This is a genomic window from Nonomuraea sp. NPDC003727 (assembly GCF_053586935.1).
The window spans coordinates 74,170-90,195 of the sequence record NZ_JBSFNE010000021.1 but is presented as its reverse complement, the minus strand read 5'-3'; the positions used below and the strand labels follow the sequence as shown (position 1 = coordinate 90,195).

Here is a 16,026-nt window from a genome sequence, read left to right as displayed (position 1 = left end):
GGCGGCGGCTCCTACGACCGCCCGCCGGCCAGGGTCAGGCCGAACATGCCGACGCTCGCACTCCTCCACGACGGCGAGTTGGAGGCGGCCTTCAGCCCGATGGAGCCGGTGCGGGTTCAGCGGGTGACCGTCCGCAGTGATTCCACGAAGCCGGCGAGAAGGCGGGCGAACTTGGCGCGGTCGGCGGCCGGCCAGTCGTTCATGGCCTCGGCGTAGATCCGCTGCCGGAAACCGTGGATCTCGGCCGACAGGCGGCGCCCGGCCGGCGTTCGTACGAGCAGGGCGCGGCGGCCGTCCGCCTGGTCGGCCTCACGTCGCACCAGGCCTGCCGCCACGGCCGCGGCGACCAGCTTGCTGGCGCGCGGCTGGTCGATGTTCAAAGCAGTGGCCACGCTGGTGACGGTCGCGGCGTCGCCTGCTTCCTCGGCCTCCTCGATGACGTCCAGTACCTCGGTGCCGGCTCCCGGCACGGCGCTCGCCGCCGTCTCACGGCCGCCCGAACCGGCCATCTCGCGGCCGTCGCCCGAACCGGTCGTCTCACGGCCGCCCGAACCGGTCGTCTCACGGCCGCCCGAACAGGTCATCTCATGGCCGTCGCCCGAGCCGGTCGCCTGGCGGCCTGCGGCGAGCCGCGCCAGGGTGCGCCGGCTCTGGCTGCGACGGATGGCCACCATGGCCCGTTCGATCGTCTCGATGTGCTCATCACCGTTGCGTTCCATGATCCGCAAGTATATGCTCCCGAACACTTACTTGTTATATGACATCTATATGGAAAAGGACATGGTAATGGAACGCCCCATCGGCTACTGGCTCAAGCACCTCGACCGTCTCATCGAAGCCACGGCTGAGCGTGTCTTCGCCGACCAGCAGCTCACCCGGAGGCACTGGCAGATCATGAACGTCCTGCATCAGTCGCCGCGGACCGCCGCCGACCTTGCCGAGGCGTTGCGGCCCTTCTGGACACCCGGCGCGGCCCCCCTGGAAGACGTCACCGGCGAGCTCACGCGTCGCGGCTGGCTCGCCCAGGACGACGCGGGCCGCTACACGCTGACAGCGGCGGGCCAGGCAGGGCACGCCGCGGTGCACGAGAAGGTGAACGGCATCCGCTCCACCTTCCTCACCGGCCTCACCGAAGAGGAGTACCGCCGAACCGTAGACGTCCTCCAGCGCATGGCCGGCAACCTGGAGCGTGCCGCCGCCGAGTAGCGATCGCGGCCGGCGGCGCAAGGCGTCCGGCGACCGACTCGCCGGCGCTGATCGCCCTGGTGAGCCTCGCCGCGTCGCTGACACCGGCTCCGACCCCAGGCACGGCATCCCCTACCCGCCCGCCGCAGCCCTCGTCTCCCCCGGCACCGGAAAGTCCGCCGGCAGGGCCGTCCCCGGAAAGCGGGAAAGGCCGACGCGGGTGCGGCGAAGGGAGGGTGAGAGCCGATCGCAGGAGGATGACCGAACGTGACGACCGAGACACGCGAGCAAGCGGGCGACGATGAGCTCGTCGCCCGCTTTCGGCTGGACGCGGAGGAGTTCACGGCCGTCTACGACCGTTACTTCCACGACGTGTACCTGTATGCGGCCGGCCGGCTGGACACCCAGGCCGGGGAGGACATCGCGGCGGAGACCTTCTGCCTGGCCTTCCGCGACCGCGGGCGCTTCGATACCGCCCGCGGAGGGCTGCGGCCGTGGCTGTTCGGCATCGCCACCAACCTGATCGCCCGCCACCGGCGCAAAGAGGCACGTCACTACCGGGCGCTGGCCAAGGCGGGTCTTGAGCCACCTGCCGGCAGCCACGAGGCTCGCGTGGTCGACTCGGTGGCCGCCCAACACATGAGACCCGGTCTGGCGAGGGCCTTGGCCGCGCTCAACCGGGGCGAGCGTGACGTCGTGCTGCTGGTCGGCCTGGCCGACCTGACGCACCACGAAGTCGCCGAAGCGCTCGGCATCTCCTACGGCACCGTCGGTTCCCGGCTCAGCCGCGCCCGCAAGAAGATCCACAAGACGATGGCCCAGGAGGGCAATCATGGATGACCTGCACGAGATTCGGACATTGCTCGCCAAGCCGGACCCGTCGCCCGACGTGGTCGCTCGGCGCCGGCAGGAGCTTCGCCGCAGCATGCGCCGCCGTACCCCCGGGATCGGACTCCGGTGGGTGCTGGTACCCGCGGCCGCCGCGGCCGTCGCAGCCGCTCTGGTGATCGTTCCGGGACACGTCGGGAACTCCCCGCCGGCCTCTGGCGCGCGAGACGTCCTGCTCGTCGCGGCCACCACCGCGGAACGCGCCCCCGAGGGGTCAGGGACGTACTGGCACATCACCATCACCCAGGAGGGTAAGCCGCAGCAGGAGTACTGGTACAAGAAGGACGGCCGGTTCTGGCTGAAGGGAGAAGGGCTCAAGGGCGAAGGCAAGCTGACACAGTTCGCCGACAAGCCCCAGCCGTTCGCGATAGGACCTCTGCGGATGACCTTCGAGGCGCTGCGGCAGCTCCCCACCGACGCGAACGGCCTGTACGAGAAGCTGAAGTCGGCGGTCGCGGACGGCGGTCTGCGCACCAGCGCCGGCAAGCTGAGCGACGAACAGCAGGAGGGCGCCACCATCGAATCCCTCCTGTCCCTGATCAGCGAGGCCCCGGTCTCACCCGAGGTTCGCGCCGCCGCCTACCGGGCACTCGCCGCCCGGCCCGGTGTCCAGGACCTCGGCGATGCCGACGGCGGACGGCGGCTCCAAGTGCCGGTGCTCGACGGTCAGGAAACGCTCACCATTGACCCGGAGACCGGACAGCTCCGGAACACCTCCGTCTGGGCGCCGCTCACCGGAGGCACCGCGCACTCCAGCGGCCCCGTCACGATCGCCACCGAGTGGACCGACCGACTGCCCGACTGACCCGCCAGGCGTGGCCGGGGCGTCGGACGGCTCCATGGCCAAAGCGGCAGGCCACGCAGGAGCAGCAGGTTTTCGCCGGAGGGGTGGCAGCGGAGGCGGACACCGGCGCGAGACCTTCCGGTACGGCAGGGCACGAACAACGCCGTTGCCACCGGAAGGCCACTCCGCGCAGAAGGCGTTTCGCTGGGTCTCCTCACGCCGCGATCATCTTGTTCGTTCGCGGGCACTAAGCTGACCGCCATATGAGAAGCGTCATCCCGGCCGTCGTCACCGGCCTCCTCGCTCTGGGCGCCACCCCCACCGCCCATGCCGCCAAGCCGGCCGACGTCTACAGCAACTATGCCGAGCTGGCCGCGCACGAGACCGAGGGCAAGGACTACCGGCGCGTCCAGCGCCTGCCCAGGAAGGCCACGGTGGCGCACATCGCCATCCACGGCGGCGCGATCGAGGCGCCGACGACCCAGCTGGCCGACCACGCGGCGGGCGGCAGGCACGCCTTCTACTCCTTCGAGGGCATCAAGCCCTCGGACAACGGCGACCTGCACATCACCTCCACCCGTTTCGACGAGCCGCGAGCGCGCGCGCTGGTCGCCGCGGTCGACTACACCGTCTCCTGGCACGCCGCCGCCGGCGCCGAGGCGACCACCTACGTCGGCGGTCGCGACAGGAAGCTGGCCAAGAAGATCACCACCGCGCTGCGCGCCGCGGGGTTCACCGTCGCGGCGTCGACGCCGGAAGAGATCAACGGCGACAGCCCCGCCAACATCGCGAACCGGAACCGCAGAGGCATGGGCGTGCAGCTGGAGCTGAGCCGCGGGCAGCGCAAGCAGTTCTTCGCCGGGGGCGACCTGAGCCGCGCCTGGATCGAGGACCCCGCCCACCGCACCAAGGCCTTCTACCGGTACGTCGCCGCGGTCGACAGCGCGCTCTCCTGACCGGGACGGGAGCGGCATCGGTGGCCTGACCGGCGTGAAGCGGCCGGCCGAGGGTAGCTGCACCGCAGGACCTCGTCCCCGAGGAGGGTCTCATGGACACGCGGCGCAAACCCGTCACCCGATCTCCGGTGCAGCTGGCCGCGCTCGTCGTCGGCGCGGTGTTCCTGCTCGTCGGCGTACTCGGCTTCATCCCCGGCATCACCACGCACTATCACGCGCTGGCCGTCGCCGGACCCGGGTCGGGCGCGCTGCTGCTCGGCCTCTTCCAGGTGTCGGTCCTGCACAACGTCGTCCACCTGCTGTTCGGCGTCGCGGGCATCCTGCTGGCCCGGACCTGGGCGGGCGCGCGCGGCTACCTGATCGTCGGCGGCGTGGTCTACCTGCTGCTGTGGGTGTACGGGCTGCTCATCGGTCACCACAGCCCGGCCAACTTCGTGCCCGTCAACGTGGCGGACAACTGGCTGCACCTCTTCCTGGGGCTCGGCATGGTCGCCCTGGGCTTCCTGCTGACGCGTGACCGTGTGACCACCTCGCGGTAGCGCGGCAAGCGCGACCGCCCCACGCTGCCGCGTGACGTGCGGCCGGCCCGCGGCAGCCCGACAAGCGTGACCGCCTGGCGTGGCGCGGGGTGGTCACGTGTCCATCCGTCCCTCCCGCTGGCGGCCGTTCTCCGCGCCGGCCATCCACGCGCCCCCGCCGTTCGCCGCGTCGTAGCGGGCGTTGGGGCTGTAGTAGCGCCGCAGCCAGGCCGCGAGGCCGTCCAACCCGGGCAGCAGGATCCGTTCGGTGACGTTCGCCTGGTCGAGCCAGCCCCTGATGTCCGCCTTGACCCGGCGGGGGATCAGCCAGCCCCACCACAGGTCCGGATGCTCACCCAGCCAGCGCTCCAGCTGCACCACGGGGCTGGACAGCGCCGACAGCACCGACGACTGGTTGACCACCCGATCGTCCATCGAGGGCGGCTCGAAGTAGGCCAGGAACGGCCGCTCCCGGCCGAGCGCGTCGAAGCACGCCAGGTCGCGGGCCCGTTCGGCCAGCATCTCGGTGGAGAAGACCAGGGCCCCCTCCCGGTCGAGCACTGCGCGCAGCGGCTCGGGCAGCAGCCGGTGGGCGCCCGAGCAGTCCACCGCCATCAGCACGGCGTCGTCCTCCGGCCATGAGGCGGTGGCGAAGTGCAGCGCCACCAGCGGCGAGAACGTCCAGTCCAGCAGGCGCGTGGGCAGGCCGTGGTGCTGTCCGAGGGCCAGCCAGTCCCACAGCGTCGGGCCGGGTGCCCTGGTGTGGGCGTACTTGCGGAAGTTGCGGATCAGGTGCGGTTCGAGGGCGGCGTAGTCGCCCTCCAGCCGGGCCAGTCCCGACACGTGCGAGTAGGCGCTGCGCGCCAGGCCGCGGTAGACCAGGGTCGAGTGCGCGTGCTCCTGCCCGCACCGCTGCCCCACCTCGCGGATGGCGTCGTCCAACTGCCGCCACGACGCCACCTCAGTCATCGTCATACGGCTCCGCTGCCCCCTGCCGCCCCGCTCCACACCTGCGTGACCTGCCGCTATGCGCGGACGTCCCCGCTCTGAGCTGGTACGACACGGACACCACCGGACGGCTACGACTCGTAGTTGTCGGTGACAGTGGGTGAAACAGTGTGAGTCGTGACAACCGGAACCCCGGGTGAGACCGTCGAAACAGTGACACGCGCTGCGCATGGGGGCTGGTTTGGTTCCGGGTTACCGCGAAGTACGTCAGCTGGGCGCCGGCCGTACGGGCCGGGTCTTCCTCGCCACCTACCAGTCCACCGGCGCCTACGTGGCGATCAAGTACCTGAACGCCACCCTGCGCAGGGACGCCGAGTTCATGGAGCGGTTCAGGGCGGAGACGCCGGGCCTGGTGGAGATCGACGACCCGAACGTCGTGCGCTTCTACGAGTACGTCGAGACGCCCACCAGGACCGCCGTGGTGATGGAGCTGGTCGACGGGGTGTCGTTGCGGGCCATCCTGGCCGAGCACCGCAGGACCAGTCCGGAGGCGGCGCTGGCCGTGCTGAAGGGGACGCTGCTCGGGCTGGCGGCGGCGCACGAGCGGGGCATCGCGCATCGCGACGTGAAGCCGGACAACGTGCTGGTCCAGGCGGACGGGACGAGCAAGCTGGCCGACTTCGGCCTGGCCGTCCACGTGGAGGAGCCGGGGGTGCCGGCGGGCAGCCCGCCGTACATGGCGCCCGAGCTGTGGACCGCGGGCACGGCCAGTGTGCTGACCGACCTGTACGCGGCGACCTGCGTGCTGTTCGAGTGCGTCACGGGGCGGCAGCCCTACCGGGCGCCGGACGTGGCGGCGCTGCGCGACAAGCATCTGGTGGAGCCGGTGCCGGTGGAGGTGGTGCCCGACGCGGTCCGCGAGCTGTTACGGCGCGGGCTGGCGAAGGATCCCGCGGGCCGGCCGCGCTCGGCCAGGGAGTTCGCGGCCGAGCTGGAGGTGGCGGCGGTCGCCGGGTTCGGCGGGGAATGGGAGAAGCGGGGCCGCAGGCATCTGGGCGAGCTGGCCACGCTGCTCGCGCTGCGCTATCCGCTGGCCAATCCGGGCTCGCCGCAGGAGACGCAGGCGAGGGGATCGCTGGTGCGGGAGCGGCGGGCGCCGAGGCTGCCGCCGCACCTGTGGATCGCGGGCGGGGCGCTGGTCGCGACGCTGGTCGCGCTGCTGGTCAGCGGGGGACGGCTGCCGCCGGGGCCCGGCACCTTCCTCGCGCCCCCGCCCAAGTCGCCCTTCGAGCTGGGCGCCACGCCGGTCGACTCGAAACCGACGACCGGGAGGACGACGCACCGGCCCGCCGCGTCCAGGACGAGTGCCTCCACGAGCACCGCGCCGGTGAGCCGGCCGCCGGGCACGGGGGTGACGTCCCCGCCGACGACGAGACCGCCGGCACCCCCGAAACCGCCGACACCGCCGGCGACACAGCCGGCGACACAGCCGCCGGGCCGCCCGTCCGGCTCGCCCGCACCGCCCACGAGCGCGCGGCCGAGGGCGGGCGTGCTGCCGCCCGCCGTCAAGTCCGCCGGCATCCTCACCTGGAGCGGGTCGGCGGGGACGGTGAAGGTCGCGACCGAGGGCCCCGGCCCCGTACGGCTGCGCGTCAGCTACACCCGCAGGGAGGGCGACGGGCCGGCCCGCACGATCCACGAGGACGTGAAGGAGCTGAAGGGCAGCACCGCCTACACCGTGCCGGTGGCGCGCGACCTCGGTGCGGTGGCCTGCGGGCGGCGGGCCTACCTAGGGGTGATCGTGCAGACCGAGCGGGCGGCGGCGAACGGCCCGCAGATCAGCGAGATCCCGGTGGACGGGCCGCCGTGCGCGTCGTCGCCCACGCGGGCCTCCCCGACCGGCACGCCGTCCGCGGGCGTCTCCTCCACGGCCACCTCGCCCACCGCCTCCTCGACGACGGCGGGGGCGACGTCCTCGTCCACCAGCGTGCCCGCCGGCGCCCCTGACCCGGACGCGCCGGAGCCGCGGGTCACCGCGGAGCCGCCGGCGCAGGAGGCCGAGCCCGGCGACGACGGCCTGTGGCCGGACGGCGAGGCCGCTCTGCCGCCGTCGGAGGAGTCGTGAGCGAGCGCCTGGTCCGCCGGCCGGCGACGCCCTTGTGAGTCAACCAAGCGTGCGCTAGCTTGGCAGTCGATGGACACCTACTGGGCCGCCTGCGCGCGCGGCGAGTTGGTCATTCAGCGATGCGCGGACTGCGAGCGGCGGGTCCACCTGCCCGCCCCCGCGTGCCCGTGGTGCGGCGGAGGCGAGCTCGCCTTCGAGCCGGTCTCCGGCGACGGCGTGGTGCACACCTTCACCGTGGTGCACCGCTCGTTCGTCCCCGAGTTCCACGGGCGGGAGCCGTACGTGCTGGCCTGGGTGGACCTGCCGGAGGGGGCGCGCGCATTCGGCCGAGTGGTGGAGTGCCCACCCGACCAGGTGCGCATCGGGATGCCGGTGCGGGTGACGTTCAGCGACGAACTGCCGCAATGGAGGCCCAGGTGAACGTTTTCATCCCCGTGGAGGACGTCGGCAAGGCGATCGCCTTCTACGGGCTTCCGGTGAGGTTCCAGGACGGCGACAGGTTCGCGCTGCTGGAAGGCGGGATCGGGCTCGCCGGCCCGGCCGAGCAGCTCACCGGCGCGACGGCGTTCTGCCTCAAGGTGGACGACCTGGAGCAGGCCGTACGGGACTTCCTCGACAGGGGCGGCGCGGTGGCGAGGGAGCCCGAGGCGGGGCCGCACGAGACGCGCGCGGTCATGCGCGACCCCTCAGGAAACCTCTTCGTGCTCTACTCCCCCGGAGGTTCTCGATGACGCCCTACGGCAACTACGCCTACGCGATCCTGACGGCCAACGCGCTGCGTACCCCCGACCGGGTCGCGCTCACCTACTGCGGCGAGCGGAGCCTCACCTACGACGAGCTGAACAGGGCGGTCAACCGGCGCGCGCACGCGCTGATCGCGGCGGGCGTGCTGCCGGGACAGCGGGTCGCGGCGCTGCTCAACGAGACGCTGACGGTGGCGGAGGTCTACCTCGCGCAGGCCAAGGTGGGAGCCGTCACGGCGGCGCTCAACCCCTACTGGCCGGTGGAGACGCTGCGAGAGGTGGTCGCCGCCTCGGGGTGCACGGCGTTCGTCCACGACGCCACCGTCGCGCGGATCGTCGAGGAGATCAGGCCCGCGCTGCCGCAGATCACCACGTGGATCGACGCGGCCGAGCTGACCTCGCCGGAGGAGGGCGAGCCGCCGCTCGGCGCCGGCTTCGACGACCCGCTGGCGCTGTACTACACCTCCGGCACGACCGGCCTGCCCAAGCCGGTCGTCCACACGCACGCCTCCAGCCTGGCCACTGCCCAGATCTGGCTCGACGTCCCGCGCGCGCCCGACTCGGTCTTCGGCACCGGCGCGATCATCTGGGGCATCGGCTTCCCCGCGATCGTCGGGCCCGCCCTCCACGCAGGGATGCGCCTGGTCCTCGAGCAGGACTGGGGGCCGGCCAACTTCCTGAAGGTCGTCCCGAGGGAGAAGGTCACCCACGTCTCGCAGATCCCCTCCTTCTACGCGGCGCTGCTCGGCTCGCCCGAGCACGAGCAGGTCGACCTGTCGTCGATCAGCGTCATCATGCTCGGCGGCGAGCCGCTGACCGCCTCGCTGCTGTCGAGGATCAAGCAGCGGTTACCCGGCGCGGGCGTCTACTCCTACTACGGCCAGACCGAGGCCCCCTACACCTGCGTGGGCCGGGTCGACGACGGCTCGACCCCGCTCGGCACCTCGGGCAGGGCCCGCACCGGCTGCGCCGTCGCGATCACCGACCCGTCGGGCGCGCGCGTCGTCGACACCGTCGGCGAGATCAACCTGGCCGGGCCGCACCGGATGGCGGGCTACGACCGGCTGCCCGACACGACCGCCGAGGTGCTGCGCGGCGAGTGGTACGTCGGCGGCGACCTCGGCACCCTGTCGGCCGACGGCGTGCTGCAGGTGCTCGGGCGGCGCGAGGACGCGATCCTCAAGGGCGGCGTCTGGACCCAGCCCTCCACCGTCGAGGAGGCGGCCACGGCGCTCGACGCGGTGGCGGAGGCGGGCGCGGTCGGGGTCGGCGACGGCCGGATCCTGCTCGCGGTGGTGCCGGTCACCGGGGAGACGCTCGACTCGTCCAAGATCGCGCTCGCGCTGGCGGACATCCTGCCGCCGCACCAGCGGCCCGACGCGATCGTGGTCACCGAGTCGCTCCCGCACGCCGCGGACGCCTCGGGCGGCCCCGGCAAGCTGCTGCGGCGCGAGATCCGAGAGACGTACCGGCACCTTGTGGACTGAACACCAGGTCAAGGAGCTGCTCAGGCAGGCCGGCATCCCGGTGCCGCGCGGGGTCACCGACCCCGCGCTCGCCGGGACGCTGACCCCGCCGCTGGTCCTCAAGGCCGCGGGCCTGCTGCACAAGTCCGACGCGGGAGGGGTACGGCTCGGCCTGACCCACGACACGCTCGGCCCCGCCGTCACCGAGATGCGCGAGCGGCTCGGCGCCGGCTTCCTGATCGAGGAGCAGGCCCCGCCGGGGGTCGAGCTGATCGTCGGGCTGGTGCGCGACCCCGGGTTCGGCCCCGTCCTGCTGGCTGGGCTCGGCGGGGTGTGGACCGAGGTGCTGCACGACACCGCGCTGCGCCTGTGCCCCGTCTCCGAGGCCGACGCGCGGCGCATGCTGGCGTCGCTGCGCGGCTCCGCCCTCCTGGACGGCTACCGCGGCGCGCCGCCCGCCGACGTGGACGCGGTCGTGAAGCTCCTGCTGGCGATCGGCGGGCACGGGGGGCTCTGGGAACGGCTGGAGCTGGGCGAGTTCGAGCTCAACCCGGTGATCGCCGGCCCCTCCGGCGTGATCGCCGTGGACGCCCGCTACCTGCCCTCCGCCGCTCCGTCCTTCGTCCCGCCCGTCGCGCGGGACTTCACCGCCCTGTTCGAGCCGCGCCGGGTCGCCGTGGTGGGGGCGTCGTCGAGCAAGCCCACCTTCGGCAACATGTTCCTGGAGTTCTACCTGGCGGCGGGCGCGGACGTGGTGGCCGTCCACCCCACGGCCGCCGCGGTCGGCGGGGTGCCCGCGGTGCCCTCGCTGGCGGCGGCCGGCGCCGACTACGCGCTGGTGGCGGTGCCCGCGCCGCGCTGCGCCGAGGTGGTACGGCAGGCGCGCGGCGTGCCGTACACGCAGGTCATGAGCGGCGGGTTCGGCGAGGCGGGCCGCGCGGACCTGGAGGCGGCGCTGGTCGCGGCGGCCCGCGAGGCGGGGACGCGGCTGCTCGGGCCCAACTGCATGGGCGTCTACTGCCCGCGGGGGCGGCAGACCTTCGTCGGCGGCGGGCTCGGACCGGCGGGCACGGTCGCGCTGATCTCGCAGAGCGGCGGGCTGGCCGGTGAGGTGATCAAGGTGGGCGAGCGGCGGGGGCTGGCCTTCAGCCGGGTCGCCACGGTCGGGAACGCGGCCGACGTGACGCCCGCCGAGCTGCTGCGCTGGCTGTCCGACGACCCGTCGACCGCCGTCGTCGGGCTCTACCTGGAGGATCCGCGCGACGGGCGCGCGCTGTTCTCGGCGCTGGCGGGCTGTCCGCTGCCGGTCGTGATGCTGGTGGGCGGGCGCAGCGGCCAGGGGCGCAGGGCGGCCGCCTCGCACACCGGGGGGATGGTGACCGACTCCCGGATCTGGCAGGCCCTGGCCGACCAGACCGGCGCCACGCTCGTCACCACCCAGGACGCCCTGATCGGCGCCCTGGCCTACTTCCAGTCCCACGCCCCCCGCCTCCCCTCCCGCCGCACCCCCACCGACCCAGGCCCCGCGATCCCGGCCCCTCCCACCCCGCAAGACCCCGGCCCCGCGACCACCCGCCGCACGCCCGCCGACTTCGGCCCCGCGACCGGCTCGGGGTCCCTCCCCGGGGTGCTGGTGGTGGGCCCCAGCGGCGGCGCCGGTGTGCTCGCCGCCGACGCCTTCGACGGCGCGGGCCTCACCCTCGACCCCCTCCCCGCCGACGTGCTCGACGACCTCAGGGCGCTCGGCCTGGGCGTGGGAAGCTCGCTGGCCAACCCCCTCGAGGTCCCGGTCGGCCCCCGCGGCAGGCCCGACCTGGTCAAGCAGGTGATCACCACGATCGTCCGCCGCCTGCCGTACCAGGACGTCGTCGCCCACGTGAACGTGCAGAGCTTCTTCACCTACGGCACCAGCGCCGACCCCCTGCGCGCCTACGCCCGCCACCTGGGCGAGGTCGAAGGCGTCAGGGTCACGCTCGTCACCAGGAACGGCGAATTCGCCCCGCCGGGTGTCGAGGAAGAGATCAGGGCGATCGCCGCCGAGGCGGGTATACCCGTCTACCGATCCATGGAGGCGGCCGCGATCGCCGTCGCCGCCGGTCAACGTTTCTGTGGAGGCACCGATGGGACTGCTTGACGGCAAGATCGCGCTGATCACCGGCGGCGCGCGCGGCATGGGCGAGGCGCACGTGCGCCTGTTCGTGGAGGAGGGCGCCCGGGTCGTCTTCGGTGACGTGCTCGACGACGAGGGGAAGCAGCTGGCCGAGGCGACCGGCGCCACGTTCGTCCATCACGACGTGACGAACCCCGCCGAGTGGGAGCGCGCCGTCGGCACCGCGGTCGACACCCATGGCAGGCTCGACATCCTCGTCAACAACGCCGGGATCCTGAAATATGGCCGTATCAGTGATATGTCGCTGGAGGATTTCCAGCGGGTCGTCGGCGTCAACCTCACAGGGACCTGGCTGGGGATCAAGTCGGTCATCGACGCCATGAAGGCGGCCGGACGCGGCTCGATCGTGAACATCTCCTCCATCGAGGGGTTCATCGGCGCGGCGGGGCTGTCGGCCTATGCCGCCTCCAAGTTCGGCGTGCGCGGCGTGACCAAGGCGGCGGCGCGCGAGCTCGCCCCGTTCAAGATCCGCGTCAACTCCGTCCACCCCGGCGCGATCAACACCCCGATGGCCACCGACCCGGACCTGATGGCCGAGGTCGACGGCGAGGCGTTCGTGAAGTCGATGGTCATCAAGCGCTTCGCCAAACCGGTCGAGGTCTCGCACGTGGTGGCGTTCCTGGCCTCGGACCGGTCCAGTTACTGCACCGGCAGCGAGTTCACCGTGGACGGCGGCCTGCTGACGGGCGCCGGCTACTGACCGGGACCCCCGCCCGTGGCGGGCGAGGCGAGCGCGGCCGAGGTGAGCGCGCCCGGCGCGAGCAGGGCGGCGAGCGCGACACCCGCCGCGAGCATCCGGCCGGTCATCGCTGCACCGCCATGAACAGCGCGCCGTCGTCGGTCCACCCCGGCAGCCGGTAGCTGTCCACCGTGCGTGTCGCACCCGTCGCCGGGTCGACGGCCAGCACCTGGACGTTCCACCGGTTCTCCGCGCCGTGCGCGCCGACCTTCACCGTCAGCTCACCCGCCCGCCACGCCAGGCCGTACGCCGAGGGGCCCAGCGACACCTCTCCGGCCAGCCACTGCCCGGCCGCGAGGTCGTAGCGGCGCAGCCTGCCCTGCTCCAGCGTGACCAGTGTGCCGCCGTCGGCCGACAGCGCGAGGTCGGCCGGCACGACGTCCCGCGACGGAATCCAGGCGGCCGACGTGCCGTCCGTCCGGTGCGCCGACACCTGGACGGTGTCGTCCTTCAGCTGCCGCCTGGACAGCACCTCGTCCCCGTCCGCGCTGAAACCCGCGGGCTCGCCGCCCACGGGCAGCGACACGGTACGGCCCGAGCCGACCTCGACGAGCAGGTCGGCGGTGTCCGTGGCGCGCCGCCCGTCGCCGAGCCGCTCGTCGTAGTGGTCGATGAGCAGGCGGCTGCCGTCCTCGCTCAGCCACATGGCCCTGACGTGCGCACCGGACGGCCCGACGAAGCTCTCGCCGCCCGCCATCGAGGCGACGACCACGCGCCGGTCGCTCGTGCGGACGTAAGCCAGGTGCAGGCCGTCGCCGCTGATGGCGACCGGGGCGGCGTCCCCCGGGGTGGTCGCGGCCCGCGCCACCGAGAGGTTCTTCCGCTTGCCGTCGGCGAACTCGAGCTGCCACGTGCCGGTCGGCACCTCGCCGTCGTTGGTCGGCCTCGCCTGCAGCCACGCGGCTCGAAGAGGTGTCGGGCCCGACGCGAAACCGCCGCTGAGCACCTGGGCCAGCAGGACGAACGCGAACGTGCCGTACAAGATCTTCACATCGGGTTGGACCCGGAAGACTCACCCCCGGTTGACAACGAATCGATAACGCTCACTGTGCGTGACGATCTTCCGGCCAGGTCAGGGCCGTCGCGGACCGCTTCGGGGTCAGAGACCCAGCCACGCCGCGGGGGTGATGAACAGGCCCGTGGCCTCCACCAGCGTCTCGCCGCCCGGCAGCGCGATGCGGCCCTCCGCCCATGTCTTGCGGCCCTCGGTGCGGGTGTACTCGGCGGTGGCGACCAGCGCCGTGCCGTACGGCACCGGGCTGCGGTAGCGGACGGTCAGCGTGCCCGTCATCCCCGCCGAGCCCGCGGTGGCGACGGCCTGGCCGAGCATGTGGTCGAGGATCATGGCGCTGATGCCGCCGTGGACGCCGTTCGGCGGGCCCTCGTGCATCGGCTTGAAGATCACGTCAGCCCGCACGCCGCCGTCGAAGACCTCGATGACCAGGGGCAGCGCGTGCGGGTTCGCGGCGCCGGTGACGGCGTTGCCGAGGTGCCGCAGCGTGCCGTCGGGGGCGATCTCGAACGGCTGGGGCGTCTGGCGGACGGTGGCGCGCAGGCGCTCGGTGACCGCGGCCAGGGCGGCGGTGGCGGCGACCAGATCGGCCTCGGCGACGTCGGTCAGCGCGACCGCGTCCATCAGCTCACGGGTCTGCTGGGTAAGGGCACAGAGGGCGGCGAGGCGGGTTTCCTCGGTTCCTAGTTCGACCGACATGCGGCACACCTTACCGAACCCCATTCGGTAGATCTTTTTGGGATATGTCGGTTTTCTGGAGAAAATCCTGAATCGCTCTTGACCTGGGGTTTCACCTTCCGGGATCGCCTGGGCTGCGGTTGGGACGTGCTTGACCTGCTCTTTCCCAAGGTAGCCTCCAACCTCACGAGCCCCATCGTGCACGGAAGGTTTCCCCATACTTCCATGACCCCAGAGACAGACAAGCTCATCAAGCTCCTCGAGAGCGAACTCGGCTACTCCGAGGGCAAAGGCGCGTACACCAAGTTCGGCGACTGGTACGGCAAGACGGTCGAGTTCGACGCCGACTACAGCGGCGCTCCCTGGTGTGACATGTTCCTGTCCTGGGCGGCCCACAAGCTCGGCTACGAGGAGTGGGTCGGGCAGTTCGCCTATACCGTCGCGCACGCCAAGTGGTTCAAGGAGAACGACGCCTGGGGTCACCAGCCGAAGCCGGGCGCCCTGGTCTTCTACGACTGGAGCGGCTCCAACAAGATCGACAACATCGACCACGTGGGCATCGTCACCAGGGTCGAAGGGGACACGATCTTCACGATCGAGGGCAACATCGACGGCGGCATCGCCAAGCGCAAGGAGCGCGACCAGAGCAAGGTCGCGGGCTACGGCTATCCGGAGAAGATCAAGAAGCGGCTCGACGCGGCCAAGCTGAAGGAGGCCGAGGTCGACGGGTCACTGGCGCCCGACACCGAGCCCAGTCAGGTCGACCGGCTCCAGCTGCCGGCGCAGACCGAGACGACGAGCGTCACCGCGCTCATCCCCAGGCACGAGGCCCCCTCGACGGCCCCCTCGGTGTCCGTGGCCGGCCGCGAGCACGCCGTCTCGCCCGCCGCCCCACTCTCCACCTCCCCGCTCTCCACCTCTGCGGTCTCCGCCTCCCCTTCCTCCAGCTCCCCCAGCTCCCCCAGCCCGTCGCCCGGCACCTCGACCGGCACCTCGCCCGGCACCTCGCCCGGCACTTCGATCGGCACCTCGCGGCCCGCCGAGGCGCCCGTGGCGACCGCCGCGCGGCAGCCCGGCACCAACGCACAGCAGCCGGGCACCAAGAAGGGCAAGCACGCCAAGCCCGCCACCGCCGACACCGAGGCCACCACCCGCGAACCCGTCACGGCCTTCAAGGACGCCTCGTCCACGACGCCGGCGCCCGGCATCGGCTCCCCCGCGATCATCGGGCCCGTGCTGCTGGCCGCCCTCGGGTTGCTGGCCGTGGCCCGCACCCGCCAGCTGCGGGTACGGCCCGCCGCCCCGGCCCCGTCCCGCACGACGCGCCGGCCAGGCCGCCGTTCCGCCGGAACGCGCCGCCGCGCTCCAGGGCAGGCGCGTCCCGAGCCGCTGCTCGCCGCCACGACGACCACCCCCGAACTGGCGCCCCCCACGGCGACCCCGTTCTCCGTCACCAGCCTTCCCTCGGCCGCGCCCCTGCTCACCGGCCTGCCCTCGGTCGCGGACGCGTCCCTCGCCCTCAGCGCCTCGGCCGGTGCGGCGGCGTCGTCGACGGTCGCCGCCACCGGCTCGGCCGCGCTCGACACGCTCTCGCATACCCGGCAGTCCGACCTCGACGCGGCCGCCGCACTCGCCGCTGGCCTCGAGGCGTCGAACGCGGTCCTGGCCGAGCTGGAGTCCTCGACCACGGCGCCGTTCGACGCCTTCAGCGCGGCCCGCCAGGGCGACGTCCTGAGCACCGACCTCAACCTCTTCGGCGCCGGCGGCAACCCGTTCAGGGACGACGACGCCATCCTGGGCACGGACCTCAACCT

The 16,026-nt window shown here is 72.6% G+C and carries 16 protein-coding genes; 12 read left to right on the top strand and 4 right to left on the bottom strand.

Features of this window, described 5'->3' with window-relative positions:
- Positions 1 to 116: 116 nt before the first annotated feature.
- The gene (locus ACWDLG_RS37495; protein ID WP_449929223.1) at positions 117 to 719 is read right to left on the bottom strand and encodes a MarR family winged helix-turn-helix transcriptional regulator; all 603 of its coding nucleotides are present in this window, start codon (positions 717 to 719) and stop codon (positions 117 to 119) included.
- Between ACWDLG_RS37495 and ACWDLG_RS37490 the strand changes: the two genes are divergently transcribed.
- The 5 genes from ACWDLG_RS37490 (at position 718) to ACWDLG_RS37470 (ending at position 4,352) form a co-directional block, all read left to right on the top strand.
- On the top strand, positions 718 to 1,206 hold the full coding sequence (locus ACWDLG_RS37490) for a MarR family winged helix-turn-helix transcriptional regulator (protein WP_449929221.1): 489 nt from the start codon (positions 718 to 720) through the stop codon (positions 1,204 to 1,206). The genes ACWDLG_RS37495 and ACWDLG_RS37490 overlap by 2 nt on opposite strands.
- A 246-nt stretch (positions 1,207 to 1,452) precedes the next feature.
- Positions 1,453 to 2,025: an RNA polymerase sigma factor gene (locus ACWDLG_RS37485; protein WP_449929219.1), complete on the top strand. Its 573-nt coding sequence runs from the start codon at positions 1,453 to 1,455 to the stop codon at positions 2,023 to 2,025.
- Complete coding sequence (locus ACWDLG_RS37480) at positions 2,018 to 2,878, top strand: CU044_5270 family protein (protein ID WP_449929217.1); 861 nt, start codon at positions 2,018 to 2,020, stop codon at positions 2,876 to 2,878. Before ACWDLG_RS37485 ends, ACWDLG_RS37480 begins: the two co-directional genes overlap by 8 nt.
- 242 nt (positions 2,879 to 3,120) lie before the next feature.
- A complete protein-coding gene (locus ACWDLG_RS37475) occupies positions 3,121 to 3,813 on the top strand; it encodes a poly-gamma-glutamate hydrolase family protein (RefSeq protein ID WP_449929215.1) in 693 nt (230 codons plus the stop codon).
- 92 nt (positions 3,814 to 3,905) lie between these two features.
- Complete coding sequence (locus ACWDLG_RS37470; protein WP_449929213.1) at positions 3,906 to 4,352, top strand: DUF4383 domain-containing protein; 447 nt, start codon at positions 3,906 to 3,908, stop codon at positions 4,350 to 4,352.
- A 93-nt stretch (positions 4,353 to 4,445) separates the two neighbouring features.
- On the opposite strand, the gene ACWDLG_RS37465 is transcribed toward ACWDLG_RS37470, so the two are convergent.
- A complete protein-coding gene (locus ACWDLG_RS37465; RefSeq protein ID WP_449929211.1) occupies positions 4,446 to 5,306 on the bottom strand; it encodes an FRG domain-containing protein in 861 nt (286 codons plus the stop codon).
- A 214-nt stretch (positions 5,307 to 5,520) separates the two neighbouring features.
- On the opposite strand from ACWDLG_RS37465, the gene ACWDLG_RS37460 reads away from it, so the two are divergent.
- The 6 genes from ACWDLG_RS37460 (at position 5,521) to ACWDLG_RS37435 (ending at position 12,483) form a co-directional block, all read left to right on the top strand.
- Entirely contained in the window at positions 5,521 to 7,404 is a 1,884-nt protein-coding gene (locus ACWDLG_RS37460) for a protein kinase domain-containing protein (protein WP_449929209.1), read from the top strand.
- 69 nt (positions 7,405 to 7,473) lie between these two features.
- Positions 7,474 to 7,824, top strand: coding sequence for a Zn-ribbon domain-containing OB-fold protein (locus tag ACWDLG_RS37455; RefSeq protein ID WP_449929207.1), 351 nt, complete (start codon positions 7,474 to 7,476; stop codon positions 7,822 to 7,824).
- Entirely contained in the window at positions 7,821 to 8,135 is a 315-nt protein-coding gene (locus tag ACWDLG_RS37450) for a VOC family protein (RefSeq protein WP_449929205.1), read from the top strand. Before ACWDLG_RS37455 ends, ACWDLG_RS37450 begins: the two co-directional genes overlap by 4 nt.
- Positions 8,132 to 9,634 carry a class I adenylate-forming enzyme family protein gene (locus tag ACWDLG_RS37445; protein ID WP_449929203.1) on the top strand — a complete coding sequence of 501 codons (1,503 nt, stop codon included), beginning with the start codon at positions 8,132 to 8,134 and terminating at the stop codon, positions 9,632 to 9,634. Before ACWDLG_RS37450 ends, ACWDLG_RS37445 begins: the two co-directional genes overlap by 4 nt.
- Positions 9,624 to 11,747, top strand: coding sequence for an acetate--CoA ligase family protein (locus ACWDLG_RS37440; RefSeq protein WP_449929201.1), 2,124 nt, complete (start codon positions 9,624 to 9,626; stop codon positions 11,745 to 11,747). Before ACWDLG_RS37445 ends, ACWDLG_RS37440 begins: the two co-directional genes overlap by 11 nt.
- Positions 11,734 to 12,483, top strand: a complete 750-nt coding sequence (locus ACWDLG_RS37435) for a glucose 1-dehydrogenase (protein ID WP_354917997.1) — start codon at positions 11,734 to 11,736, stop codon at positions 12,481 to 12,483. Before ACWDLG_RS37440 ends, ACWDLG_RS37435 begins: the two co-directional genes overlap by 14 nt.
- A 103-nt stretch (positions 12,484 to 12,586) precedes the next feature.
- On the opposite strand, the gene ACWDLG_RS37430 is transcribed toward ACWDLG_RS37435, so the two are convergent.
- Both ACWDLG_RS37430 and ACWDLG_RS37425 read right to left on the bottom strand, forming a co-directional pair.
- Entirely contained in the window at positions 12,587 to 13,513 is a 927-nt protein-coding gene (locus ACWDLG_RS37430; protein ID WP_449929198.1) for a hypothetical protein, read from the bottom strand.
- Positions 13,514 to 13,621: 108 nt separating this feature from the next.
- On the bottom strand, positions 13,622 to 14,233 hold the full coding sequence (locus ACWDLG_RS37425; RefSeq protein ID WP_354917992.1) for a PaaI family thioesterase: 612 nt from the start codon (positions 14,231 to 14,233) through the stop codon (positions 13,622 to 13,624).
- A 204-nt stretch (positions 14,234 to 14,437) separates the two neighbouring features.
- Here ACWDLG_RS37425 and ACWDLG_RS37420 point away from each other — a divergent pair.
- Positions 14,438 to 16,026 (top strand): CHAP domain-containing protein (locus ACWDLG_RS37420; RefSeq protein ID WP_449929196.1); only part of this gene is annotated, 1,589 nt, incomplete at its 3' end.

What these genes read in the sequence shown, in the direction of transcription:
- ACWDLG_RS37490 (WP_449929221.1), top strand. Translation starts at nt 718, where the DNA reads ATGATCCGCAAGTATATGCTCCCGAACACTTACTTGTTATATGACATC.
- ACWDLG_RS37495 (WP_449929223.1), bottom strand. Translation starts at nt 719, where the DNA reads ATGGAACGCAACGGTGATGAGCACATCGAGACGATCGAACGGGCCATG.
- ACWDLG_RS37480 (WP_449929217.1), top strand. Translation starts at nt 2,018, where the DNA reads ATGGATGACCTGCACGAGATTCGGACATTGCTCGCCAAGCCGGACCCG.
- ACWDLG_RS37475 (WP_449929215.1), top strand. Translation starts at nt 3,121, where the DNA reads ATGAGAAGCGTCATCCCGGCCGTCGTCACCGGCCTCCTCGCTCTGGGC.
- ACWDLG_RS37470 (WP_449929213.1), top strand. Translation starts at nt 3,906, where the DNA reads ATGGACACGCGGCGCAAACCCGTCACCCGATCTCCGGTGCAGCTGGCC.
- ACWDLG_RS37465 (WP_449929211.1), bottom strand. Translation starts at nt 5,306, where the DNA reads ATGACGATGACTGAGGTGGCGTCGTGGCGGCAGTTGGACGACGCCATC.
- ACWDLG_RS37455 (WP_449929207.1), top strand. Translation starts at nt 7,474, where the DNA reads ATGGACACCTACTGGGCCGCCTGCGCGCGCGGCGAGTTGGTCATTCAG.
- ACWDLG_RS37445 (WP_449929203.1), top strand. Translation starts at nt 8,132, where the DNA reads ATGACGCCCTACGGCAACTACGCCTACGCGATCCTGACGGCCAACGCG.
- ACWDLG_RS37435 (WP_354917997.1), top strand. Translation starts at nt 11,734, where the DNA reads ATGGGACTGCTTGACGGCAAGATCGCGCTGATCACCGGCGGCGCGCGC.
- ACWDLG_RS37425 (WP_354917992.1), bottom strand. Translation starts at nt 14,233, where the DNA reads ATGTCGGTCGAACTAGGAACCGAGGAAACCCGCCTCGCCGCCCTCTGT.